General features: G+C 51.0%; 20 protein-coding genes. 9 read left to right on the forward strand and 11 right to left on the reverse strand.

Translation table 11 applies throughout. The annotated features are described in order from the left end of the window. Positions 1-293: 293 nt before the first annotated feature. A protein-coding gene (locus ABHF33_RS15220) for an IS3 family transposase (RefSeq protein ID WP_348944743.1) occupies positions 294-1456 on the reverse strand; the annotation gives its coding sequence in 2 pieces (ribosomal slippage) (positions 294-1192 and positions 1192-1456; 1164 coding nt in all). 864 nt (positions 1457-2320) lie between these two features. Between ABHF33_RS15220 and ABHF33_RS15225 the strand changes: the two genes are divergently transcribed. From ABHF33_RS15225 to ABHF33_RS15235, 3 genes are all read left to right on the forward strand, one after another. Further along, positions 2321-2578: a restriction endonuclease gene (locus ABHF33_RS15225; RefSeq protein WP_348944744.1), complete on the forward strand. Its 258-nt coding sequence runs from the start codon at positions 2321-2323 to the stop codon at positions 2576-2578. A gap of 81 nt (positions 2579-2659) precedes the next feature. After that, positions 2660-3640, forward strand: a complete 981-nt coding sequence (locus tag ABHF33_RS15230) for a hypothetical protein (protein WP_348944745.1) — start codon at positions 2660-2662, stop codon at positions 3638-3640. A 57-nt stretch (positions 3641-3697) separates the two neighbouring features. Next, positions 3698-4576, forward strand: coding sequence for a hypothetical protein (locus ABHF33_RS15235; protein WP_348944746.1), 879 nt, complete (start codon positions 3698-3700; stop codon positions 4574-4576). A gap of 31 nt (positions 4577-4607) precedes the next feature. Here ABHF33_RS15235 and ABHF33_RS15240 read toward each other — a convergent pair whose 3' ends face one another. From ABHF33_RS15240 to ABHF33_RS15250, 3 genes are all read right to left on the reverse strand, one after another. Continuing rightward, a complete protein-coding gene (locus tag ABHF33_RS15240) occupies positions 4608-6143 on the reverse strand; it encodes a Fic family protein (protein ID WP_348944747.1) in 1536 nt (511 codons plus the stop codon). A 217-nt stretch (positions 6144-6360) separates the two neighbouring features. Further along, complete coding sequence (locus ABHF33_RS15245) at positions 6361-7140, reverse strand: class I SAM-dependent methyltransferase (protein ID WP_348944748.1); 780 nt, start codon at positions 7138-7140, stop codon at positions 6361-6363. Position 7141: 1 nt separating this feature from the next. Further along, positions 7142-7948, reverse strand: coding sequence for a zinc-dependent peptidase (locus ABHF33_RS15250; protein ID WP_348944749.1), 807 nt, complete (start codon positions 7946-7948; stop codon positions 7142-7144). A 237-nt stretch (positions 7949-8185) separates the two neighbouring features. On the opposite strand from ABHF33_RS15250, the gene ABHF33_RS15255 reads away from it, so the two are divergent. Beyond that, positions 8186-10513, forward strand: a complete 2328-nt coding sequence (locus tag ABHF33_RS15255) for an extracellular solute-binding protein (RefSeq protein WP_348944750.1) — start codon at positions 8186-8188, stop codon at positions 10511-10513. Positions 10514-10620: 107 nt separating this feature from the next. Here the strand turns inward: ABHF33_RS15255 and ABHF33_RS15260 are convergent, their stop codons facing one another. Then, positions 10621-11589 (reverse strand): DUF4349 domain-containing protein, encoded by a 969-nt coding sequence (locus ABHF33_RS15260; protein WP_348944751.1) that lies wholly within the window; start codon positions 11587-11589, stop codon positions 10621-10623. Positions 11590-11745: 156 nt separating this feature from the next. Further along, the gene (locus ABHF33_RS15265) at positions 11746-13458 is read right to left on the reverse strand and encodes a DUF2813 domain-containing protein (RefSeq protein WP_348944752.1); all 1713 of its coding nucleotides are present in this window, start codon (positions 13456-13458) and stop codon (positions 11746-11748) included. Between the two features lie 298 nt (positions 13459-13756). Between ABHF33_RS15265 and ABHF33_RS15270 the strand changes: the two genes are divergently transcribed. From ABHF33_RS15270 to ABHF33_RS15280, 3 genes are all read left to right on the forward strand, one after another. Continuing rightward, positions 13757-15031 carry an ABC transporter substrate-binding protein gene (locus tag ABHF33_RS15270; protein ID WP_348944753.1) on the forward strand — a complete coding sequence of 425 codons (1275 nt, stop codon included), beginning with the start codon at positions 13757-13759 and terminating at the stop codon, positions 15029-15031. Between the two features lie 155 nt (positions 15032-15186). Next, positions 15187-16074, forward strand: a complete 888-nt coding sequence (locus ABHF33_RS15275; protein WP_232522565.1) for a carbohydrate ABC transporter permease — start codon at positions 15187-15189, stop codon at positions 16072-16074. A 50-nt stretch (positions 16075-16124) separates the two neighbouring features. Beyond that, positions 16125-17357, forward strand: a complete 1233-nt coding sequence (locus ABHF33_RS15280; RefSeq protein ID WP_348944754.1) for a carbohydrate ABC transporter permease — start codon at positions 16125-16127, stop codon at positions 17355-17357. Here the strand turns inward: ABHF33_RS15280 and ABHF33_RS15285 are convergent. Beyond that, complete coding sequence (locus ABHF33_RS15285) at positions 17350-18228, reverse strand: AraC family transcriptional regulator (protein ID WP_348944755.1); 879 nt, start codon at positions 18226-18228, stop codon at positions 17350-17352. The two genes, ABHF33_RS15280 and ABHF33_RS15285, sit on opposite strands and share 8 nt — an antisense overlap. 475 nt (positions 18229-18703) lie before the next feature. Here ABHF33_RS15285 and ABHF33_RS15290 point away from each other — a divergent pair, with 475 nt between their 5' ends. Both ABHF33_RS15290 and ABHF33_RS15295 read left to right on the forward strand, forming a co-directional pair. Then, positions 18704-19264: a hypothetical protein gene (locus ABHF33_RS15290; protein ID WP_348944756.1), complete on the forward strand. Its 561-nt coding sequence runs from the start codon at positions 18704-18706 to the stop codon at positions 19262-19264. Positions 19265-19340: 76 nt separating this feature from the next. After that, positions 19341-20882, forward strand: a complete 1542-nt coding sequence (locus tag ABHF33_RS15295; protein ID WP_348944757.1) for a hypothetical protein — start codon at positions 19341-19343, stop codon at positions 20880-20882. 87 nt (positions 20883-20969) lie between these two features. Here ABHF33_RS15295 and ABHF33_RS15300 read toward each other — a convergent pair whose 3' ends face one another. The 4 genes from ABHF33_RS15300 to ABHF33_RS15315 form a co-directional block, all read right to left on the reverse strand. Beyond that, on the reverse strand, positions 20970-22013 hold the full coding sequence (locus ABHF33_RS15300; RefSeq protein WP_348944758.1) for a sulfate/molybdate ABC transporter ATP-binding protein: 1044 nt from the start codon (positions 22011-22013) through the stop codon (positions 20970-20972). A gap of 3 nt (positions 22014-22016) precedes the next feature. After that, positions 22017-22895: a sulfate ABC transporter permease subunit CysW gene (cysW, locus tag ABHF33_RS15305; protein WP_348944759.1), complete on the reverse strand. Its 879-nt coding sequence runs from the start codon at positions 22893-22895 to the stop codon at positions 22017-22019. Next, positions 22895-23728 (reverse strand): sulfate ABC transporter permease subunit CysT, encoded by an 834-nt coding sequence (gene cysT / locus ABHF33_RS15310; protein ID WP_348944760.1) that lies wholly within the window; start codon positions 23726-23728, stop codon positions 22895-22897. The genes cysW and cysT overlap by 1 nt, the downstream gene beginning before the upstream one ends. Before the next feature lie 79 nt (positions 23729-23807). Next, the gene (locus ABHF33_RS15315; protein ID WP_348944761.1) at positions 23808-24818 is read right to left on the reverse strand and encodes a sulfate ABC transporter substrate-binding protein; all 1011 of its coding nucleotides are present in this window, start codon (positions 24816-24818) and stop codon (positions 23808-23810) included. Positions 24819-24899 lie beyond the last annotated feature (81 nt).

Below are 24899 nucleotides of genomic sequence, written 5' to 3' on the forward strand. Positions count from 1 at the left end.
TTATGATTTTATTAGATATCGAAGCCGAAATAGCTATCGACACATAGTACGGCACATATCCAGCACATAATACGGCACATAACGGGGTTATCGACACATAGTACGGCACATAACATGGCACATAGTACGGCACATAACAATGTTTCGCACTTAAATGACCACTCACACGCACGCTGTTTTGATCTCACAAAATGGACTTATACCGTACTCAATTTCACAAAAAACTGGGAACAACCACGCAACCCCCCTGTTAGTCCCATTTGAGCCCCCTAACACATAGCATTTTGTTGTGGTCAACAATTCTCGGACAGTAAATTAAGTTGTCTTTCCTTAATGGCAGGGGCTAGCCCGCCATTGGCGGTGTGTGGCCGCTGCCAGTTGTAATACGCCATCAGGTAAACGCCAATATCCAGCCTGGCTTCTTCTGCAGATTCATACCCAGGCTTTGGTATCCATTCTGTTTTAAGACTGCGAAATAACCGCTCCATCGGCGCATTATCCCAACAGCACCCGCGCCGGCTCATGCTTTGCTGCATCCGGTAGCGCCATATCCGTTGCCTAAACAACCGACTGCCATATTGGCTACCCTGATCCGAGTGAAACATCACCCCCAGTGGCTGGCCACGCTGTTGCCAGGCATGATCTAACGCACGGCTGACTAGCTCGGCATCCGGGTGCTCACTGAGCGCCCAGCCCACCACGCAACGGGCAAACAAATCCAGCACCACGGCCAGATAAATCCAACGATTGCCCGCCCAAATATAGGTGACATCGCCACACCAGACCTGATTCGGTTGCTCCGGATTAAACGCCCTCTGCAATAAGTGCGGAATGTCTGGACGTTCATCTTTGTGGACTTTGTAGCGATGTGCGCCTGGCTGTTTGCACTGCAAATCGGCTTCTCGCATGAGCTGGCGCACTTTATATCGGCCAGCCGTAATGCCTTCTACCGCCAGCATCCAGACTAGACTGCGGCTGCCTACCGCATTTCGGCTTTGCTTAAACAGATTGCGTACTTTGGCGCGCAACTCGATTCGTTCACGATCAATATGCTGGCGTCGATGCCGGTAATGGTAATAACTGGAACGGCAAATACCGAAGGTGCTGCAGACCATTTCTACGGGTTCATGCTCACTTAATTGGTCTACCAGCGCGTACGATTGAGTTCGTCCGCCATTAAGAGAGCTGTGGCTTTTTTTAACAGGGCTTTCTCCCATTCCAGCCGATCAATGCGCGCTTCGAGCTCCTGAATGCGACGCTGGTCTGGCGTGAGTGCTCTGGCCTGCGGCGTGATGCCCTGTCTTTCCTGTTTCAGCTGCTTAATCCAGCGACGCAGTATGTTCTCGCCGACGTTCATCGCCTTACTGGCTTGTGACACCGTGTGGCCTTGATCGACGACCAGACTGGCGGCTTCGGCTTTAAATTCCGGGGTAAATGTCCTGCGAACTTTGCTCATGAAACACCTCGTTAATGGTGGCGAGATTACCACCTAAGTTGGTGTCCGAAATCATTGAACCACAACAACCGCGTTTTCAGTGGATGAGGCTGCGAGGCATGAATTGGTCATCCGCATTCAGTCTGGGGAAGTATTGGATAGCCTCTTAATGACTTGCCTGCGTACTAACATTCCTTTTAGTGAAAAAAACGTCCAATCAATAGCGGAACTTCTCGAATCTGAACGTCCGCAGACTCGCTATACTGCAACTGGAGTACTTAGCCTCCAGTACATGTCGCCTGATGAGATCAGAAAATGGGCTCAAAAACTTATAGGCGATTCCTATCAACGTATCCGAGACAGAGGACATGAGCGACTTTCAGCACTGCAGCGCACCTCCGGGTAAATGATTTCAATCTTCGCCCATGAGGCAATTCAAAAGTATCAAGGTTTAGCGACCGCTTTTGGCCGAATTTAGGCAATCTCTGGTGATCAGGCAATCAGTAGCCTCTGGATGAGTTAACAGGCAGGTAATCACGAGATAAAAATAGTTATCAATTGGAGCTTTTAATAAAAATATTTATGGCAGATGGTTTATGGGTGGTAGGCTTTGTCCCCTTGCTTGTGCTCTGGTGAGCTAGTGGTGAGTACAACACTATGATCTGGTCATGGTATTTTTAATGGCTTTAGTTTTTATATTTCATATTTATGATGAAAATAATGTGGTTATGCAGCCTGTTAATGATTGAGTGGGAGTGAGTTTTTCTGTTCGCAGAAATGAAAAATGCCCTTTGCAGGGCTTTTTTCATTTGGAGCGTTAATTGTCGGGTTCCTAGTAATAAAATATACATTCGCATTGAAATTTTAAAAAATATATAGGTAACTATGTCTGACTACGACTTCAAAGCGCTTAATGATAAAGAGTTTGAAATATTATGCGCAGATCTACTCGGTGATGCTGAAGGTCAACGCTTCGAACGATTTAAACCGGGTAAAGATGCAGGTATTGACGGTCGATTTTTTACGAGCAATAGCTGTGAGGTAATCCTTCAGTGCAAACATTGGTGCGGTACACCTACTAAACAGTTAATCAACACATTAAGTACTACTGAAAAAATAAAGATAGAGAAAATAAAGCCATAGCGATATATATTAGCAATTTCAAATTCTCTTTCGCGCGCGGACAAAAAGAAAATCAAAGAAGCGCTCTCTCCTTACCTACTGTTGGAAAGCGATATTTATGGGAAAGAAGATCTAAATGATTTGCTGAAAATAAAGCCTGATATAGAAAAACGACATTATAAGCTCTGGCTTCAAAGTGCCAGTGTGCTCAGTCATGTTTTAAATCATGCAGTTTTTGGGCGAAGTGAGTTTTCATTGCAAGAGACATTACAGTCTTCTTCAAAATATGCGGTGACAGAAAATCATCGATTAGCTCTCGAGCTATTAGAAAAATTGCATGTGGTTATTATCACGGGCGAACCCGGGGTAGGAAAAACCACTCTTGCTGACCATCTATGTTTGCACTACGTAGCACAAGAATTTAGTTTTGTTAAAATAACTAATGAAGTGCGAGAAGCGGAGTCTATTTTTGAGAATGACAGTAAGCAGGTGTTCTATTTTGATGATTTTTTGGGGAGAAATTATTTGGATGCTCTCAAAGGACACGAAGGAAATCAAATAACTCAATTTATTCGACGAGTGTCCAGCAATAAAAACAAAAGATTCATTTTGACATCAAGAAGTACAATTTTAAATCAAGGCAAGCTACTTATAGATTGTTTTGAGCACAATAACTTGCAAAGAAATGAGTTTGAACTAAAGATCAAATCGCTATCTGAGTTAGATAAAGCTCACATTCTGTATAACCACATTTGGCATTCAGGGCTTGAGGAAGATTACATCAACCAGCTTTATGTTGATAAGCGATGCAAATTAATTATCACTCATAAAAACTTTAATCCTCGGTTGATTGGCTATATCACAGATGCCAATAGAATTGAGAGCTATGGCACAACCGAATATTGGTCATATATTAATCAGTCTTTAGATAATCCATCCTTGATGTGGGAGAATCCTTTTATTGCGCAACAGGATGATTTTGGGCGTGCAATCATATTTCTAGTAGTGCTAAATGGCAAAGAGATTGCAGAGAAAAAATCAACGGGGGCATACCATTCGTTTACAGCACTACCCAGTAATTAAAATTTTCAAGGTCGGCGTGATTTTCAGTCAAATATTCGACAGTTGACTGGTTCTTTTTTGAATAGAAGAGTATTTGATAGAGCTGCAACTCTAGATTTGTTTAATCCTTCAATTGGTGATTATGTTTTACAGAGATATAAAGATGATGTGAGTATGTTGCGTAATGGCATGCAAAGCCTTAGATCGGAATCATCTTTAACTACATTATTAAGTTTGCAACGTAATGGGGATTTGTCAAAAGTTGACTTTAATGATATTTGTAACTTTATGATGGGTGAACTTGTAGCTTGTGGGTTTGAAGGTGTAAGCACTTCGTATGTTTCGCTGTTATGTTTGTACCGAATTATTGAAATTAATGATGGTGAAATAATATTTCAAGGTGATTGGAGTTGCGCTATTGATTTTATACTTTTAAATGCCGATGGTTGTGCAACCTACGATTCATTTGTCGTTATTGAATGGGCGCTATCCGAAGGCGAGATAAGCAATAAGCAAGTGCTGGATTTTGTAGAAAAGAATGTTTGTTCTATTGGGTCGGATGATGAAATTCGAGCTGCATCATCTCTAATTTCGAGTGTGCCTACAACGATAGAAGCCTACCAGGAAAATGTGGAGCTGTTGAAAGAACATGTTATTAATTTAATGTGTGATAATTTTTGTGAATTTATTGAGGTTAGTGATGCCTTCTCTAAGGTTGGTTATGGAGAGTATGATGAAGCAGAAAAAGAAATAAAAAACCTCATTAAATATAAACTTAGTGAATTGAATGTAAATTTTTTAGAAAGTGATATTGAGATCGTAGCAGGGTCATATAGTATCTCATATGAGCTTGATCGATACTATGAAGATCATGGCGATGATTATAGCTACGACAATGATAGAAGTTCAAAAGTATTTTCCATTAATGAAGTTGATGAGTTATTTGATCGGAGCTAGTTTATCAGTCCGTGCTGATAACCATGTTTATTCAATCAGCAAAAGCCTGCTTCACCATATCAACAACCCGTTCACCAATTGCTGGGTTTTCGGCAAGGATTGGGTAGCGTTTGCAAAGCTGATTAGATAGCTCGTTGCCATTTTGCCGGATGCTGCGGATGATGCTATCTAGCTCATTGTCCGGTGCTTCTAAAAATTGCTTGATTGCGTTGCGGGCCTGATCGTTGGCTTTTAAGAAACGGGCTTCTTTGCGCATTTCTTGTGTTAGCGTTGTGTCGATGATTTTGGCGAGATATTCGGCGTGTGCCGTGAGGTCGGGGTAGCGCCATGCGGGTAGTGCATCGTCGTAAGCACTGAAATAAAGATTGTATTCAACGCCATCCTCGGCGATGACAGGCTCGCCAAACGCATATTGATCGGCATATTTGCGCATCAGGCGGCGCGAAAAACGCTCAAGCACTTTGTCATAAGCGGCGCGCGCTTGCGTGCTGTCGGCGATGGTCGCTGAAACTGGCAGAATAATCGGCGCGGGCACGAGGCCATCGCGGCGTAAGATGTCGTTGATTAAAAAGCGCGATATTCTGCCATTGCCATCCGCCATTGGATGAATATAAACAAAGCCGAAAGACGCGACTGCGGCGCGCACGATGGATGACGCGCCTTGGCTGCGTTTGAGAAAATGCGCAAGTCCTGAGAGAAGGGCGTTTGTTTGTTCCCAATGTGGGGCGATGTAATCAACGACCGCTTGATAATGATCTGAAGGAGCTGAAGGCCCAACGTAAACGGGTGAACGGCGCAGTCCATAGCGCAGTGCCATATCGCCCAAAATACCGCGCTGTAATAGGCTCAGGGTTTCGGGCGTGAATGGATTTTCGTGTTGCCCGCATTCGTTTTTCATGACGGCGGCAAAGCGGCGGATGCGGTCTTCTTTATCCTGCTCACGCTCAATCAGAAAACTGGCGCGGCTCTCTTTGACGGTTAGCCAAACTGTACTGCGCAAAATCAGATCAACGCCGAAGTCTGATTCCAGCTCGGCCAGCTTGGCGGGTAAATCGTAGGTTTCAGTCGCCTGTATTGCCGCGGTTCGACGAACGATAGGACAGTAATCGCGATTACCTGGCAGATTGTCACGCACCCGCCAGCGCGGGCAATTGATCGGAGTTCCGACTAGATACAGTTCGGCATCAAGTGCATTAATGTAGTTGCCTCGCGTTAGATTGGGCGCAGCCAGCGTGTCATCCAATAACCATTCATACAAGAAGCAGGCGCGGCGGGCATAACTTCCTGTTGGTTCTCGCGCAATCCATTGTTCTAGCTCTTGCTTGATCAAAGTTTGAGAAAAAAGCCGAGCCAGAAATTCCAGATGGATGCCTTCATACTTGAATGCAAAAGCCAGTTGTTCACTAAAACTGTCAAGAGGGCGGTAGCTTTCTGGGTAAACTTCAAAACGTATGTCACCGTCACTCGACGTGGAGCGGTTACGCCCAATTTCACTCTGTACGGCCAGAGGGTGTACCGGATGCACGTTGTAGGTCAGCGATAGCCATTGATACCCGATCTCATCCATAAAATCGATTACTCCGCCATAAAAACAGTTATAAATTGATTTTTTCTAATGAAAATGATTGTAGCAGGCGGATTTGGGGGTTGGCAGGCTAAGTTGCTTGGCTTGAACTGAGGTGTGCTAGAGGGATGGAAACGCTATGAACTGATCGTGGTATTTTTCATGTTCTTATTTTTTTGCTTGGAATATTTCCTTAATAAGTCAGTAGTTTATGCGGCTGCTAATTATGGAGTGGCTTAAATGGCAAATACCCATCAAATCGGGTGCTTTCGCCCTCTAACGTGAAATCGGGTTTGATCCCCGCCAGATGTGGCGCGTGGCGGGGACGTTTGACGGTGACGCGTTTGAGCGCGATTTGCCGTGCCGGGGTGAGCAGCGCATCGGCGTCTTCGTCGCCGCCGATCAGCGTTTGAAATGCCGCCATGTCTTTTTTGGATTTGGCTCGTTTGCCCGGCTCGGGAAACATCGGGTCAAGATAGACGACATCAAATGCTTGTTCAGCCAGGGGGCCGATGCCCGTAGCGCGCTCGGTCAGCCATTGGCGGCCATCGCCAAAATGCAGCGTCATGCGTTGGGCAATTTCTGTGGTGTGGGTATCTTGCTGTGCGCGTTGTAGGCCGTCTTTCAGCAGCAGATACGCTACCGGGGTACGTTCGATCAAGGTCACGTCACAACCCAAGCTGGCCAAGACAAAGCCATCTCGCCCTAGCCCGGCGGTGGCATCAAGTACGCGTGGCAGGTAGCCACTTTTGATGCCGACGGCTTTGGCTACCGGCTGGCCACGTCCGCCACCAAACTGGCGTCGATGCGCAGCTGCGCCGCCGACAAAATCAACAAACACCGGTGCTTTTTCGGTGAGCGAGTGCAGCTCAAGATGTTCATCAACCCAGCACAAATAGTGGGTCGCATCGCTAGGGGGGGTATCCCATACTGGCAAGCCTAGCGATTGGGCTTCAGCGCAAAGCTCGGGGGGGGTATTGGTATGGATCAGGCCTATCATCTTAGTGCACTACGGCTTCGGCAAAATAAGGGCGATAGCCTACACGAGGCAGACGGCTTTGGGGGTCTTGCCGATAAAAGAGTTTGAGCTGTTCGTACACCGCCGGATAGGTGTCGAGTAGCGTGTGTGGGTCTTCAAAAAATACTTCGGAGCAGACTGCAAAGCATTCGGCGGCATTGCTCGCGGCGTAGAGATCAATCGGGCTGTATTCGCCACGGTCTGCTTTTTGCTGCAAATCGATAAAGGCATGGCTAAATGCGGCCTGCCAGTGTTTCTGGTTCATACCGTGATGCAGCGGCGGGTTGCCATTGGGAAAACCATTGCGCATATCGAGTTTGTGCGCCAGCTCGTGAATGACGACATTAAAGCCATCTTGCCATGGCGCTTCCATCACATCGTGCCATGACAGTAATACCGGCCCGTCGCTGCGCGCTTGTCCAGCCAGCACTTGCTCGCCTTCATGCACAAAGCCGTGGTGATCGCGCTCGCGAGTGGGCGTCACAAACTGGCTGGGATAAATAATGATTTCCTGCCAGTCATCGTAGGCGTCAAAGCCCAAATTCAAAATCGGCAACACCGCTTGCACGGCCAGCACCAGCCGCATGGGGTCGCTAAATTCAATGTCTTTAGCGGGGGAAATTGATTTGGTATGCAAGAACCACGCCGCTAGTGCTTTGAGGCGTTGTAATTCGTCGCTGCTGAGCCCGCGCAGTATCGGCATTGTGGTCAGCGGCTGCCAGAGTTCATCGTTAATCGGGTGGCGCTTGAGCCACCATTGGCGGTAGGCATTCTGGAAAAATTGCAACATGGATGTGCTCGGGCTATGGATATACCGTGCAGATTGTTATCTCAGGCTTTATTTTCAATCGTGATGGTCAATAATGAAGCTCGATTGCAGCGTGAATGTGTACACAAATCCACAAAATCAAGCTTTCGTAAGTTTACAGAGTAAGAGTTGGTTTATGCTGATAGGGTCTTGCCTATTGGGTGTATTGCCAATTGCGCCCTGTGCCGGATGTAATTTTCTTTTTATCGTGGTGACATTATGTCGATTCGAGCTCGTCTTCTTCTGATCGCTGGTGCGGTGTATGGCGCAAGCATGATTGCACTGATCATTTTTCTGAGCAGTGACTCGCAGGGAAGCATCTTGCTGGTCGGAGTGGTCGGCCTGCTGGTGCTACTGGCAGCGCTGTTCTGGGCCATGAACGATTCTCTGGGTCAACTAGGCAAACTCAGTGATGCGATTCGCACCCAGGCGGCCGAACATGGTGATTTGACCCTGCGTTTACCGGTCTCGGCTGGCGAAGTTGGCGAGCTGGCGCAGGCGTATAACCAGTTTGTCAGCAAATTCCAAAACGTGTTGCGCGATGTGCAGCGTGAAATGGAAGGGTTGGCGATCAGCTTGCATGAATTGAGTTCAGTAACCGCCCAGATGGCCAAAGACACGCGCAGCCAGTCGGATTTTGCCGCCTCATCGGCTGCAACGGTCGAAGAAATTACGGTGAGTATCAATCACATTGCCGATAGCGCGCGTGATATGGACTCGGTGGTGAGCGAAACGCAGCGTATTTCCGGCGATAGCGCCGATGCCGTACAACGGGTATCCGAGGAAGTTGGCCAGGTCTCGAATGCCATGGTTTCGTTGGGTAAAACCATGGATGGTCTGGGCGAGCGCTCGGTAGAAATCAGCGGGATTATCGGCGTGATCAAGGATATTGCCGATCAGACCAATTTGCTGGCGCTCAATGCGGCGATCGAAGCTGCGCGTGCTGGTGAGCAAGGGCGTGGTTTTGCGGTGGTTGCCGATGAAGTGCGCAAGCTGGCCGAACGCACCGCACAGGCCACTGTAGAAATTGCCCGCAAAATCGAATCGGTTGGGCTTGAAACCGATCGCGCAGTAAATAATATGTCAACCACGTCCGAGCGGGTAGGCCAGAGTGTGACGCTGGCTGATGATGCCCGTACCCATATGCTGGATATTCGTGAACGCATGGATCACGTGGTTAGTCTGGTACGTCAGATTGCCGATTCGACGACCGAGCAATCTTCCGCAGCAATGTCCATGGCCACTTCGTCCGAGCAAATCAATGTGATGACGATGGCGACTGATTCGGCCTTGCAACAAGCGAGCAAAACCATTGTTTCGCTCGATGATAGAGCCAAACGTCTGCTGCAAATCGTCGGCAGCTATAAACTGGCCGATATTGAAGTATTGCACTGGTGGCAAGCGTCCAGCGAAGCCAAAGCGGTTTCTGAAATCAAGGCTTTGCTTAATCAGCGTGATCACCACTGGGTTGATGCCCAGATTGGTGGCGATAATCCAATGGGCTCGCTCAAACAGCGGGTTATCGCTGGTCATCCGCCTACGGCAGCCGCAATTGGCGGTGTTAAAATCCAGAACTGGGCCAAAGACGGCGTGCTGGCCGATCTGACCGACATTGCCCAGCGCGAAAACTGGCCCAGCATTCTGCCTGCTGTACTCGACAAAATGATGCAGGCCGACGGCAAGTATGTGGCTGTGCCTCTGGGCGTCGCACGCGTCAACATGATGTGGATTAATGCTGCAATGTTCAAGCGTACCGGCCAGAATGTGCCCAAAACCTGGGACGAGTTTTTTGCCGTGGGCGAGCGTTTCAAGCAAGCCGGTATTCCGATGATTGCGCTCGGTGAGCAACACTGGCAAATCGCCACCATTTTTGAAGCGCTGGCCTTGGGGCAGGGGGGCGCTGATTTTTATGTCAAAGCCTTCAGTCAGCTTGATCCTTCCGCTCTGACTGGCCCAGCGATGATTCGCGCTCTGGAAACATTGCGCCGCATGAAGCCTTATTGCACGCCCGATTCAGCCGGACGCGACTGGAATCTGGCCACCGCCGATGTGGTCAATGGCCGCGCTGCGTTGCAGATCATGGGCGACTGGTCCAAAGGTGAATTTGTGCAAGCGGGTAAAGAGCAAGGCGTTGATTACCTCTGTGTGCCATCACCTACCCTGAATGGCGAATACAGCTTTGCCGCCGATACCTTGACGATGTTCAAGTTGAGCGAGCCTAAAGCCATTACGGCACAGCGCGACTTTGTCAGCTTGCTGATGAGCCAGGAGGGGCAGGAAGTCTTCAATCTGTTTAAAGGTAATATCCCGGCGCGTACCGATGTGAATCTGAGCCGCTACGATGATTACGCCAAACAGTCGGCACGCGACTTTACCGGTGCCGCCAGCAAAGGTGTACTGGTGCCATCATGGGCGCATAATATGGCGGTGCAGGATGAAGTGCGTATGGCTTGGTTCGATATTATCGAAGCCTTCTGGCGCAACGCCAATATGAGCCCGCAAGACGCAGCCAAGCGCTTTGTTGATGCGTGCAGAATAGTGCGTTAATACTGACTGTACAGATTTAATTGTCACAAGTTGAAAGCTTTGAAATTTAAAGGGTATATCTCTGTAGCCTATAAATTAAAATGGCTATGGAGATATACCCTTATTATTTACTCCTCGCTTGGTGTCGTGCTCTTTGCTGAGCTCTCTTTGTAGCGATGCCATATCCAGCTTAGGGAAATGATTGCGGCAATGAGCAGTAGTGGCCACAGATGGCTCAGGGCAATGATCACTTCCAGCGTACCTTTCCAGCCTGCTTGCAGGGCAGCAAGAACTCTTTCGCCAAAAGCGGGCTCGGCTGCAAGTAACTCGGCGGATATGTCTTCATGCTCGCTGCGGCTGATCTGGCGATCCTGATATAAATTCAGGCGGATGGTGCTAAATGCGACCTGATCGGCGATCAGTTTGCTCTGGATAAGTGCTTCATCCTGTCTGGCCTGTAGCTGGTTTTGAGCCAGGATGCGCTCGGTAGCTGATGCGGCTGTGGTGCTGTCGGTATTGCCGAGCGCCTGGGCGCTGGATTGGTTGCGTGCCTGTGCCAGCTGTTGCTGCAGCAACTCCAGTGCGACGTCCTGCGCTGTGAAATCTCGCTCGTCCAGAAACAGAACCAGCGGCGCCAGTGCATGTAGCAGGTTCTGAGTCTCGGCGCTGGGCACGCGCAAGGTGATATTGCCGTTCAGTGTATATTCGGTCAGTCGCAAAATCCGGCCATTGGCCTGCTTGCGCTCATGCTGGGCATATTGTTGCGACTCGATGTGGTTCTGGGTGATAAACCCACCGAGTTTGGCAACGATATTTTCAATTTGCATACTGCTCTGATACACATCCTTGACCCGAAAGCGCGCTTGAGCCTGCCGGATTAACTGACGGTTTTCCGGTGTCTGACTATTAGTGCTGGAGCTAAGTTGCTCTACTGCGCTTGTTTGGGTTGATTCGGTTTTGGCCGAATCAGTTCTGGCGGCATGCGAGGGGGCTGATTCGGCGACATCGGCAGGCATTCCGCCAGACATTTCTGCTTTTTTCCCGCAAGCAAAGAGCAGGCTTGTGCATAGCAAAACAGGCAAGGCAAGTTGGCGCATGATGGTGTCCTAGTGAAAGTGTTGTCGCAGTTTAGTGCGGCATCGCCCGGGCTTGCTGTAACCATCTAGCGTGATGTTTTTACCAAAGTAAGTAATTTGTACGAATTTTGTAATAACCTGGGCGCGGATGCACAGCAGGGGCGTGCTATTGATCACTTAGTAATCGGGTAGCGTATTGCTCAGCGCTTGCAAGATGGCAAACATCGTCTGCAATTGCTTTGGAATGCTGTCACGGCCTTTGATTTCGGCTGCTTCGGCAATCTCCAGCGCCATCCCGGGTTTGCTGTGGTAGCGCAGCGCACGGGCGATGATTTCCTCATCGCTGTAATGCACCGGCGTTTGCAGCGCCAGCGCTGCGGCGTGTTGCGCTGACATTGGCGTTTTCAGATTGCTGGCGGCCTGGCGATACACCGCGTCAAAACCTTGCTCCCATAAATAGTGCTCAATATCGCGACTCGGCAAAACGGTGATATGGCGATCTTGCTCACGCTCTCGCAGCAGCTTTTGCGCGCGCTGCAGATATTTTTGTCCCGCCTCGTCGCCGTCACAAATCACATGCCAATGGATGCCCAGATGATCGGCAAATTTGATCAGGGGGGCCAGTCCGGCTTGGGCAAACTCAACACAGCGAATGCCTTCCAGCGGGAAATTAAGGCCACAAATGCGCGCTAATTCAGGCAATAGCCAGAATTCGGTTTCACCCTCGACCAGCAGCCAGACGCGCGCAAACATGCTGCTGGCGCGGTTGCTGCGGATATGAAACGCCACTTTGCGCGCATCGGTAATTGACAAAGCATTGGCTGCCAATTGATACACATGCACATGATTGGGCCAGCGCACCAGACGGCGCAGCGCGTGTTGCGCAAAGCTGGCCAGCAAATCGCCATGATTGGTGGTGATGATTTTTTGCAGCGGCAATTGTTCGATCAAACCCCAGATCATCGCCAGCTGGATCGGGTGTAAATGCGTTTCCGGGTCTTCCATCACCAGAATAGGGCTGGCTCCAGCACTAAGCGCGTATTCACCGCGCGCATGCAGCAGCGCGCCAAGTAGCATCAGTAGTGCCACACGACGCAAATTCGATCCCGAACGATTTGCGATTTCAAGCAGACTGTCTTCATCGCGAAAATTAAGCGGCGCATTGGCGATTTGCTCGGCTAGTCTTTGTGCTGGCGCATCGGTTTTGACCAGCGCCATATTTTCGCTGAGTAATCGCTGCATCGCCGCTAAGCCTTGACGTAATTCTTGCGGATGAAGCTGATGCGGCACCGTCAGAATCCGCTCAAACACCGTGCGGACGGCATCGCTGGCCGGCAATTGCGGGTCTTCCGGTTGGGGCTGATTGGATAGCCGCGGGTGCTCCAGCCAGTCGGTCAGCTGCATATCGCGAAAGCGCAGCACTGGATGCAGCTTGATCAGCAAGTCGGCGAGCTGATCACTGGCGGCGTGCTCGATTTCCGCGCCTTCGCCATCGATAAAAAACCGGCGGGCCCGGATGTCGCGATGGCCAAAACGCTCGGCAACAAAGCGCAGTGCCAGCGTGGGCAGCTCTGGTGCGTCAGTGTTATTGCGATTGGAATAAAAGCACAGTGGCTCAAATTCAGCAGAGGGGGTATTGCCCTGAAAGTACAGTGTGATATTGAGTCGCCGGGCAATACTGGCCCTGGTATTGGCGATACGATGAAAATCTTCCTGCGTAAACAGTGTTTCAACTGCCGCCGGCGCAGTCAGGCAGCGGCACAGCGCCACAATCAAGCTGGTTTTGCCCCAGTTGTTTTCGCCAAACAGCGCCGTCGCGATTTCATCCAGCGTTAAATCAATCTGGCTGATGCCGCGAAAATTGGTCACTTGCAATCGAATCAGTTGCATCGGGCGCTCGATAGGGCGTGCGTGGCGATGCTGCGAGTCTAGCAAAGATTGCCGCTGTTGGGCTTTTGTGCCTCGTTAGGGGGCCTGTGCATCAGCTGCAATACGCAGCGTTTAGCCTTGTTCAGCGGCTTGCCGCGTCTGCAAGATGCTGTGATTAGCCAAAAAAGGATGAAAACGAGCCATTGCAGCATGTTCGGTGGGTGAAGAAATCGAGAATAAGCACTGTGTAGTGCCCTGGACATCGCTACATGACACTGAGTAGCACGACATCAAACCCGGAAAGACCCTGGAGGAAAGAATGAAAAAGCACCCTGTTTCTCTGTACTGCCTGCCTTTGGCTGCGGCCTTGATGGCTGGTAGCGCGTTTGCACAAAAAACCACGGTCGAATTTTGGACCTTCAATCTGTCACCGTTTGCGCCGTATTTTGAAGAGTCGGTCAAAAAATTCAATGCCGCCAATCCAACACTGGAAGCCAAATGGGTGGACATGAACTGGGATCAGATTCAGCCCAAGCTGATTACCGCCATGGCGGCGGGCAAAGCGCCTGCGCTGGTCAATTTCAACGTGCCTTGGACGCATGAATTCGCCCGCAAAGGCCATTTGCAAGCGATTGATACGCTGAGTAATGGCAGCAACCGTGCGGTGTATCTGCCTGTAGCCCTGGACGATCTGGCGGTAAACAATAAAGTTTATGGCTTTCCGTTTTACAACTCGGTGTCGGTGATTGCCTACAACAAGGATTTGTTCAGCAAGGCCGGCATCAAGGCGCAGCCGACGACATTCAATGAATTTATCGCCCAGGCTCGTCAAATCAAGGAAAAAACCGGTGTGCCAGCCTTTTCTCCCAAGCTGGCCACCAAAAGTGGCGATGGCGGTATGGTGCGCTGGTTTATGTATCTCGGCCTGCCCGTCGTGCAAAACGGTAAGGCCGCTTTCAATACGCCTGAGCATGTAAAAGTGGTCGAATCCTTTGCTGATCTGTACCGCAGTGGCGTGATTCCAAAAGACAGCTTCCGGCTGGAATACGAGCAGGAAGTGGCGTCGTACTCATCTGGCAAGCTGGCCATGATGACCACATCATCCACTGCGCTAAAACGCGTTGAAGTGGATAACAAGGCCATGTACCAGAAAACCGAGGTGATGCCGTTCCCTATTGCCGAGGGCAAAATGGCCTTGGGTGCCTGGCTGATGAGCTATGTGATTCCAAAAGGCTACGCCAATACCGAAGCGGCGACCAAGCTGGGCTTGTTCCTGACCAGTGATGAGCGCCAGCTGGCAATTGCCCGCTTTACCGAAACCATGCTGCCATCGTCGAAAAAAGCCACCGAAGATTCATATTTCATGGCCGGCAAAAACAGCAACGAGCCGATTGAGCGTGCCCGCGCTGCGGCAGCGCAATCGATGAAATACGCGCGTACGCCGATGCTGCCACCCAATGCACTGCCCGACGAAGCCACCATGATGAAGCTGTTTAACGATCAAATGCAGATGGCGATCGAAGGGCGCAAACCAGCGCAAAAAGCGCTGGCCGATGCCGCTGCTGATTGGAATCGCCGGATGGCCAAAAAATAAGCCACAGGCATCCGCTATCGGTCGGTTGCGGATGCCTTGCTGCTGATGTGCTGTGTGAATTAATGAATTGCGCGTGAAATAAGCTGCTGATCATCAATGATGGTTAGCGCTGGTATATCCCATTCCCGATTTGGCTTTTGCAAGCAGGTGTTTGAATGAAACCCCGTCATACCTATATTCTCGTGGCCTATCTTTTTCTGGGCCCGGCATTAATCCTGTTGGCTCTGTTTACTTTTCTGCCGGTTGGTTTTAATACCTATCTTGCATTTCATGAATACAATATTTCCGATGGTTCGGCCACCTGGCTGGGGCTGGAGAATTTTGAATACATTTATCATGAAGAGCTATTTCATAGTGCACTGAAAAACTCGCTGATTTATTTGCTGATTGTGCCCATTGTGCAAATCATGGCGCTGGTGAGCGCCAAGCTGGTTAATAATCAGCTGCCCGGTATGACGCTGGTGCGGGCCACCATTTATATCCCGGTGATTACCGCCATTTCAATTGCCGGCGTGGTGTGGGGCTTTGTTTATAAATACGACGGCATGCTCAATGGATTTTTTAGCTGGCTGGGGCAGCACACCTGGTTGCTTGAAGCGGGCGAGTTGATCGAAATCGACTGGCTGGGGGATCCGGATATTGCCCTGTATGCCACCATGGCCTTTACCTGCTGGAAAGGCGTTGGCTATTACATGGTGCTGTATCTGGCTGGCCTGCAGGCTATTCCGCGCGAAGTGGAGGAGGCCGCCGAGCTTGATGGTGCCAATGCCTGGCAGCGTTTCTGGAAAATCACCGTCCCCATGGTCAAGCCGACCATTTTGCTGTGCACGCTGCTATCGACCATTGCAGCCTTAAAAGCTTTTCAGGAGGTGATCGTACTCTCCAAAGGGCAGGCCGATACCTATACCGCGCTGTATTACGTTTACGATCAGGCATTTAAAAATTTTGTCTTTGGCCGCTCGGCAGCGGCTGGGCTGGTGGTGACTTTCTTTTGCGTTTTATTGGCGATTGCGCAATTCAGAATGTTCCGGGAAAAAGATTAGGGTTGATTGAATTTGGTTTACCGTCGCGGCGGCTAAATAGGAAAAAGAGCATGCAATTGACAAAAAGAACGGTTAAAAAAACCTTATCGTATTTCTGGCATTATTCAGCGCTATTGCTGATGGTCGCTTTTACCGCATTTCCACTGGTCTGGGCGCTGGCTTTTGGCCTGTCGAGTGACGCATCAATGGCGTATTTATTCCCGGATGGCTTTTTTCCGCATCAGGATAGCAGCGCGTGCACGCTCAAGGCCGGCAGTTATTGTTTATTTGCCAGCGATCAGCCCGGCCAGCATATTGGCTTTAGTCTGGATTGGTTTCAGCGCGTCTTTCAGGAAATGCCTTTTCTGACTTATCTGAAAAACTCGCTGATTATGTCGGTGATGAGTATTGTCGGTGTACTGCTGGTTTCGGTGCTGGCCGCTTACCCTTTGGCCAGAATGGATTTTCCGGGACGCAAAGTGATTTTTATCGCCATTGTGACGACGATGATGCTGCCCTCCGAAGTGGGCATCGTACCTAATTTTATTATCATCAAAAAGTTCGGCGACTGGGCCAATGCTCTGCAAGCCTTGCTGTATGGCGGCGACTGGCTGGCCTGGCTGTGTGTACTGGTGTTTGCTGCCACTTTGCTGCTAGCCGCCATACTGGTTTATCGCCAGAAAGCTACGGCCAAATCCTTGCTCTTGCTGGCTGCGCTGGCCTTTGTCGCTCAGGCCTTGCTGATTGCCAAAGTGACGGCCTGGCAGCCGGATGCGATAGCAGGCGGCGATTTCTGGCGCGCTATCCAGCCGAGCTGGGCGGCTATCGCACACACTGTATTTGGCTCGACCCAAAGCCCGGCTAGTTGGTCTGGCTGGGTAGGGCTTGATAGTCACTTTGCGGCCGTGGTGCCCAATTTTGCTACCGCGTTTGGTATTTTCCTGATGAAGCAGGCATTTGAGGCCATTCCGCAAGATCTGATCGACGCCGCCCGGGTCGATGGTGCCAGCGAGATGCAGATTCTGTGGCTGGTGATGGTGCCAGTGACCGCGCCAGCGATTGCTGCGCTCAGTATTTTTACGCTGGTAAGCGCGTGGAACGACTATTTATGGCCATCGATTGTCATCAATACCAAGGAAAAACTGCCGGTTGCCGTGGGGGTATTTAATGATCTAACCGGCCCGTTTGCCACCTCGGACAATCTGCTGATGGCCGCGATTATCCTCACAGTGCTGCCGGTGCTGGTGTTCTTTGCCTTTACGCAGCGCTTTTTTATTTCCGGCATGGATGGTGCCGTCAAGTAAGACTTGCTTGTGCCGCAACCTCGCTGCGTGACGGCGCACGTAGACGGCGAAATGCATGCGGGGTCAGTTGGGTGTAGGCCTGAAAAATGCGATGGAAATTGCTCAGGCTGGGAAAACCGCTCTGGCTGGCGATATTTTCGATTTTCATCGAGCTGCTCAGCAGCAGATTGCAGGCATGAATCACGCGCAATTCGGCCAGTATTTCGCTAAAGCTTTTGCCCAGCTGCTGATTGAACAGACGCTTAAGATTGGCCTCGCTGGTCAGGGCCACTTTGGCCACTTCGGATAAATAAACCGGCCGGGCAAAGTGCTGGGATAGATAAGCCAGCGCCTGCTCGACTCGCTGATCGGGCAAGCTAATCTCGCGCCCGCTGTTAATACTGGCCGCATCGGGCGCTTTGTAGAGTATCGCCAGCAGCTCCAGAATCAGGCTGATCCGCTCCAGCCCGCGGCTTTCATGCAGCCGGTCAAACAGCGGCGCCAGCTGCTCGGCCAGTGTGGCGCTAAACTGAATGGCATGCCGGATATTGCCCAGCCAGTTGCACACGCCGCGCAACTCGGGCAAGCCCGACTCAGCCAGCTGGCGAAGCCAGCTTTCACGAAAAAACAAAACCTGCAAAGTTTGCGGGCTGCCATCGGGATTGGGCGCCGCCTCCCAGCTGTGCGGCTGATTGGGCGCAACCAGCACCAGATCAAAGCGCGGAAAAGCCTCGGCTTTGCCGCTGATATAGCGTAAACCCGATGCATTGCGGGTGTAGGTTAGCTCGAATTCGGGATGGTAATGCAGGTGAAACTGGATTTTGGGCACCACATACTGCTGGTAATGCCAGGGTTGGCAGTGCGAATTGGTAATCCATTCTCTGATTAACATAGACACCTGTGGGCAGGTATAGCCTGCTGCAGATTGAGTGCCATGATTACATTACACCGCTGAGGCACTTACAGCTGGGTTTTGATTTTAACTATGCCCGCAAGTGAAGAACAAGAGCGCCATCACATGCAGGCCAGACTTGACTGCTGGTGAGCCAGGCATTCATCGACGCTGTATGAGATGGATTTTGTGTCCTAATTATGGGGTATATTTCTGTAGATGATGCATAGATTGATGTGTATAGATATACCTAGTGACGTATTTTGGCATTTTGAGTCTGTTCTTGGTCTGAATGCTGACTGATATGTCTTTTTTCTTTCGAAGTACTGCCATTGGTATTGGGTTTTTATGAGGTAGGAACTGATTTGTATTTACACACAGCTTTAATCGCTTGCCTTGACGGGCATTTTTTGCAAACCCTATGATCTGCTGCCTTATGACATTTGCAATATAAAAATAATCCGGGAGATTAGTGATGAAACTGTCACACCTTGCAATCAGCATGCTGGCCTTTGCGGCGTGCACCAATACCGCGCTAGCGGCCAATGCGCTCAGCGAGCAAGCGGCGCAATATCAGGCCGCCTGCGCTCAGGCAAAAGGCTATTTCCAGTATGGCACGATCAATTCACCGCCCAATAGCGACTACCCGGCGGTGACTAACTTCAAACCAGGTAACAAACTGCACGGCGTTCCCCTGTCGCATACGCACATTGAAATCACCTCGGCTTTGGATGGCAAAGTTTACGATGTCGCGATTGATAATGTCTTTGCCAAAGACTTCAACCGCTATCGCCGTGAAGTGCCAGCCAGCTACCGGCGCAATCTGAAAGCAGGGCGCACCGTTTATTTCTGCGGCGGCAATCCCGGCAGCGAGCCCTATACATTATCGGGCCAGAAATTTGCGCAGCACGGTTTTGACTGGGTGCATACCAACTGCGAATCACCCAATTCACAATTTGCCGATGGCTGGATGATCACTGAAAACGGCAGCAAGCTGACCAATAGCCACAAGTATTGCTATCTGTGGAATGAATAGGCAACTGGCCATGCCAGATTGCCAATTATCATCACTTAAAGGCGACGCAGCGCTCGCCTTTTTCACTGGAAAACCCATGATCAAATCAACACCACGGCTAAACACCTTGCTGGCCAGTGCATTGCTGGCCATCGGTCTGAGTGCTCAACCGCTACAGGCCAAACCGGTCGCCAGCGATGAGGCGCAAACGGCCCGCTTCTTTGCACATTTACTCTCCGGCACGCCCAAGACTTCGATTCTGAACCTGTTTGTGACGCAGCTGCCCAAAGGCGGTGATCTGCACCATCATTTTTCCGGGGCAATTTATGCGGAAAACTATCTCACCTGGCTGGCAGCGCAGGATGGCAAAATTGATAGCTGTACCCTGCGCGTCGTTCAGGCAGGCAGCAGCCCGGCCACAGGTTGCCAGGCGCTGAGCGTGGCGCAGTTACAGCAGGATAATGCCAAATATCGCCAGCTACTCACACTGTGGTCGGATGCTGATTACGGCAACCATTTTCATCTGCAAGTCCCGCCCGACAGCAATTTCTTCAATACATTTTCCTATTTTGGCGCACTAGCCATGCCCAATGCGGCGCAAGGCCTAGCCTCGCTCAAGCAACGCGCGATTGATGAAAACGTTAGCTACATCGAGACGATGTTCTCCGCAGTCGGCTTCAAACAGAATGCGCTGTATGAGCAGCAAGCCAGAATCGACGAAGTCAACCGCGCACTGCGCCTGGCCAGCTCGCAGGCCGAAGTCAATGCAGTTCTAGAAGCAGTTGTTGGCGATGTGCAGCAATCGGCTGCCTTTGCGCCTGTGTTGCAAAGCTACATCGGCAAGCTTGAGCAAGCACATCAGGGTATTGATGACGAGCGCTTTATGATGCGCTACCAGACCTATGCCGCCCGCACGCAAGACCCATTGCAAGTCTTCCTTGATCTGTACGCAGGCTACCGAGTGGCTGCGCAAAGCCCGCTGGTGGTGGGGGTAAATATTGTTGCGCCGGAAAACAACTATGTCTCGCTGCGCGACTATACCTTGCATATGCGGATGTTCAATTTTCTGAATGAGCGCATCAAAGTCAGTAACGGAAACACCAGCCGCGCAATGAATCTGGCCTTGCATGCCGGTGAGCTGACCCTAGGGATGGTGCCGCCGGAAGATTTGCAGTTTCATATTACCGAGGCAGTGGATATTGCCAATGCGCGGCGAATTGGCCATGGCGTGGACATTAGCTACGAGAAAGAACCGCTCAAATTGATGAACACGATGAAATCGCGTGATGTCGCGATCGAGATCAATCTGACCAGCAATGAATTTATCTTGGGCGTCAAAGGCAATGATCATCCTTATCTGCTCTACGCGGCCTACGATGTACCGATGATTATCTCCACCGACGATGCAGGCGTCTCGCGCAATAATCTGTCAAACCAGTATTTGCTGCTCGCCACCCGTTACTCACCCAGCTACAAAACGCTCAAAACTTATGTGTATAACAGCATCCGCTACTCATTTCTCAACGAAGCTGACAAGCGCCTAGCCTACCGCCGGCTGGATAAATCGTTTGTGCAATTTGAAGAAAAGATGGCCAAGCTGTATCAGAAGGTGAAGCATAAACCTCATCATTCACGCTAAAACCTCAGTAGACTCCAGTGGCATTGAAAAATGGCAAAGCTGCTTGGCTTTGCCATTTTTGCACATGCGGCATACCGGATGGAACGTCTACACCGTGGCGTAGACCTTGGCTTCGCGTGGGATCAGGTAGACGGTTTCGGCCACTTGCCAGGCTCCTTCCTGCTGGCGCTCGCGGGTTAATTCCACTTCCACAACGTCATGTTCGGGCACTTCAACTTCCAGCCTTACCGTGGCACCGAGCAGGCGGATATGCGTAATCGTGCCGCTAATTGCGCCGGGTGTAGCAATCCGGCTTAGGTCGATTTCATGCGGGCGGACGTACACTGTGGCGTGCTCGCTGGTTTCGCTGGCGGCAAATTTCGCGCTACCCACTTGTGCCCAGCCTTCGTGTACGCGGGACTGGAATAGATTCACATCGCCGAGGAACTGATAAACAAACGGGCTGGCTGGCGTGTCGTAGACTTCGCTAGGCGAGCCGATTTGTTCGATCTGGCCTTTGTTCATTACGACCACGCGGTCGGCGACCTCCAGGGCTTCTTCCTGATCGTGCGTCACGAACACCGAAGTCACATGAATTTCATCATGCAGGCGGCGCAGCCAGCGGCGCAACTCTTTGCGCACCTTGGTGTCGAGTGCGCCAAATGGCTCGTCGAGCAGCAAGACTTTGGGCTCAACGGCTAGTGCACGCGCCAAGGCAATGCGCTGACGCTGGCCGCCCGATAGTTGCGCCGGGTAGCGATCAGCCAGCCAGTCAAGTTGCACCAGTTGTAGCAAGTCATGCACTTTACGTTTGATTTCGGCATCGGATGGGCGAGTTGATTTAGGGCGCACGCGCAGGCCGAAAGCGACATTTTCAAATACCGTCATATGGCGGAACAGGGCATAGTGCTGAAACACAAAGCCTACTTGGCGTTCACGCACATGCCTGTCGGTGGTATCTTCGCCGTGGAACAGAATCTGCCCCGAATCGGGTGTTTCCAAACCCGCAATGACGCGCAGCAAGGATGTTTTGCCGCAACCCGAAGGGCCGAGCAAGGCGACCAATTCGCCCGATTCAACATTCAGGCTTAAATCATTCAGTGCTTTAAATTCGCCAAAGGTTTTGACGATATTACGAATCTCGATACTCATGGTTTATTCCTCAGTCGCATGTTTGCGATCTTCAATCGCTTGTTGCTCGGTGCGCCATTCCACATAGCTCTTCAGTGCCAGCGTCAACAAGGCCAGCAGGGCCAGAATCGAGGCGCAGGCAAAAGCGGCGACAAAGTTGTATTCGTTGTACAAAATCTCGACGTGCAGCGGGATTGTGTTGGTCATGCCACGAATATGGCCCGACACCACCGATACCGCGCCAAATTCGCCCATCGCGCGGGCATTGGCCAGAATCACGCCATACAACAAGCCCCATTTAATGTTCGGCAAGGTCACGTGCCAGAACGTCTGCCAGCCTGAAGCGCCCAGCACCAGTGCAGCCTGTTCTTCGTCGCTGCCTTGCGCTTCCATCAATGGAATCAGCTCGCGTGCCACAAAGGGAAAGGTGACAAACACCGTGGCCAGCACAATGCCGGGGACGGCAAAAATGATCTTGATGTCGTTCTCGATCAGCCACGCGCCCCACCAGCCATGCGCGCCAAACAGCAGCACGTAGATCAGACCAGCGACTACCGGTGAGACGGCAAACGGCAAATCGATCAGCGTGACCAGAATGCTTTTGCCCTTGAAGTCAAACTTGGCAATCGCCCACGCCGCAGCCACGCCAAACACCAGATTCAGTGGCAGTGAAATGGCAGCGACAATCAGCGTCAGTTTAATCGCCGAGACCGCATCGCTTTCGATTAGTGCGTCTTGATACAAACCCCAGCCCTGATGCAGCGCCTCGTAAAACACTGACAGTAGTGGAACGATCAGCAGGATCGTAATCAACAACAAGGCAAGACCGGTCAGCAGATAACGCACCCACGCTGACTCAGTGGTCACGACTTTATGATTGAGATTGTTGATAGCGGTACTCATTACTTGCGTCTCCCTAGGCGTTTGGCCATCCACCACTGCAGGCCGTTAATCAGCAGCAGCAGGGCAAACGACACCAGCAACATCACCACGGCAATCGCCGTCGCGCCCATATAATCGTATTGCTCCAGTTTGGAAATAATCATCAGCGGGGTGATTTCCGACTTAAACGGCATATTGCCGGCGATGAAAATCACCGAGCCAAATTCACCAATCGCTCGGGCAAAAGCCAGTGTGAATCCGGTCAGCAGCGCGGGGAAAATCGTTGGCAAAATCACTTTGCTGAAAATCTGCCAGCGCGTTGCGCCCAGACTCGACGCCGCTTCTTCCAGCTCGCGCTCCATATCTTCGAGCACGGGTTGGACGGTGCGCACGACAAAGGGCAGCGTGATAAAGGTCAGCGCCAGCACAATGCCCAGCGGGGTAAACGCCACCTTGATGCCAAGCTTGTCCAACGGCTCTCCGAGCAAACCGTTTGGCGCGTACAAGGTGGCCAGCGCAATCCCGGCCACGGCCGTCGGCAGCGCAAATGGCAAATCGACCAGCGCATCAATAAAACGCTTGCCCGGAAACGGGTAGCGCACCAGCACCCAGGCGATCAGCATGCCGACAAATAAATTGATCAGCGCGGCAATCAGCGAGGCACCAAAAGTGACTTTATACGTCGCCACTACGCGCGCCTCGGTGACAATCGCCCAGAAGCTGCTCCAATCGAGCCCCATGGTTTTGGCAAACAGCGCGGAAAGCGGTAGCAGTACAATCAGCGAGAGATAGAGCAGGCTGTAGCCTAGGGCCAGATTAAAGCCCGGCAGAACACTGCTTTGTTTGAGTTTCATTGCGGATACCTTATTTTTATACTAGGGTATTGCCCTGTAGATCAATTGCAGATTGCTCTGCAGGGCAATACCTCGATGTTTATTTCTTCTTGGCAATGTCAGCGGCGATCTGGTCGTAAATCGCGCCGTCATCAAAGAACTTCTTCTGCGCAGCTTTCAGCCCGCCAAACTCAGCGACGCCAAACAGTTTGACGTTGGGGAATTGCTTGGCGTATTTCGCCGCCACGGCGGCGTTACGCGGGCGCAGATAGTTTTGCGCGGCGATTTCCTGGCCTTGCTCGCTCCATAGGAAGCTCAGGTATTCGATTGCCGCTTTGCGGCTGCCTTTCTTGTCGACCACTTTATCAACCACGGCAACGGGCAAATCGGCATCGATTGAAGCGCTTGGATAAATCACCTCGAAATTGCCACGGCCAAATTCGCGCGCGATCATTTCGGCTTCGTTTTCAAACGTCACCAACACGTCGCCAATCTGGCGCTGCATAAACGTGGTCGTTGCTGCGCGCCCACCCGCGTCCAGCACCGGCACGTTATTAAAGATCGCTTGCGTGAATTCGCGCGCCTTGGCTTCATTGCCGCCGTTTTGTTTTAGTGCTGCGCCCCAGGCCGCCAGGAAGGTATATCGACCATTACCGCTGGTTTTCGGGTTGGGCACTACCACTTGCACGCCAGCCTTGGTCAGGTCATTCCAATCCTTGATGCCTTTTGGATTGCCTTTGCGCACAATTAGCACTTGCAAACTAGAAAATGGCGCAGCCTCGTTCGGGAATTTCTTGTCCCAACCCGCGTTGATCTGCTTGCCTTTTTCGACAATTGCGTCGATGTCGGTCGCCATATTCATCGTCACCACATCGGCCTCCAGCCCGTCGATCACTGAGCGCGCCTGCTTGGACGAGCCGCCGTGCGATTGCTGGATCGTCACTTTGTCCTTGAATTTGGCCTCAAAGTGTTTAGCAAAAGCCGGGTTATAGTCTTTATAAAAATCGCGCATGACGTCGTACGAGACATTGAGCAAGGTGGTGTCCGCCAGCGACAGGGCAGAGATGCTGCTTAGTGCGATGGCCAGAGTAAGTTTGCGCAGCGGTAGCATGGGGTTTTCCTTCCGGTTTTGAATGACACCACTCTAACAAGCTCTAAATAGCACCACAAAGAATATAAAATTATTTCTATA

The sequence above is a fragment of the Chitinibacter sp. FCG-7 genome (genome assembly GCF_040047665.1).
Lineage (GTDB): Bacteria > Pseudomonadota > Gammaproteobacteria > Burkholderiales > Chitinibacteraceae > Chitinibacter > Chitinibacter mangrovi.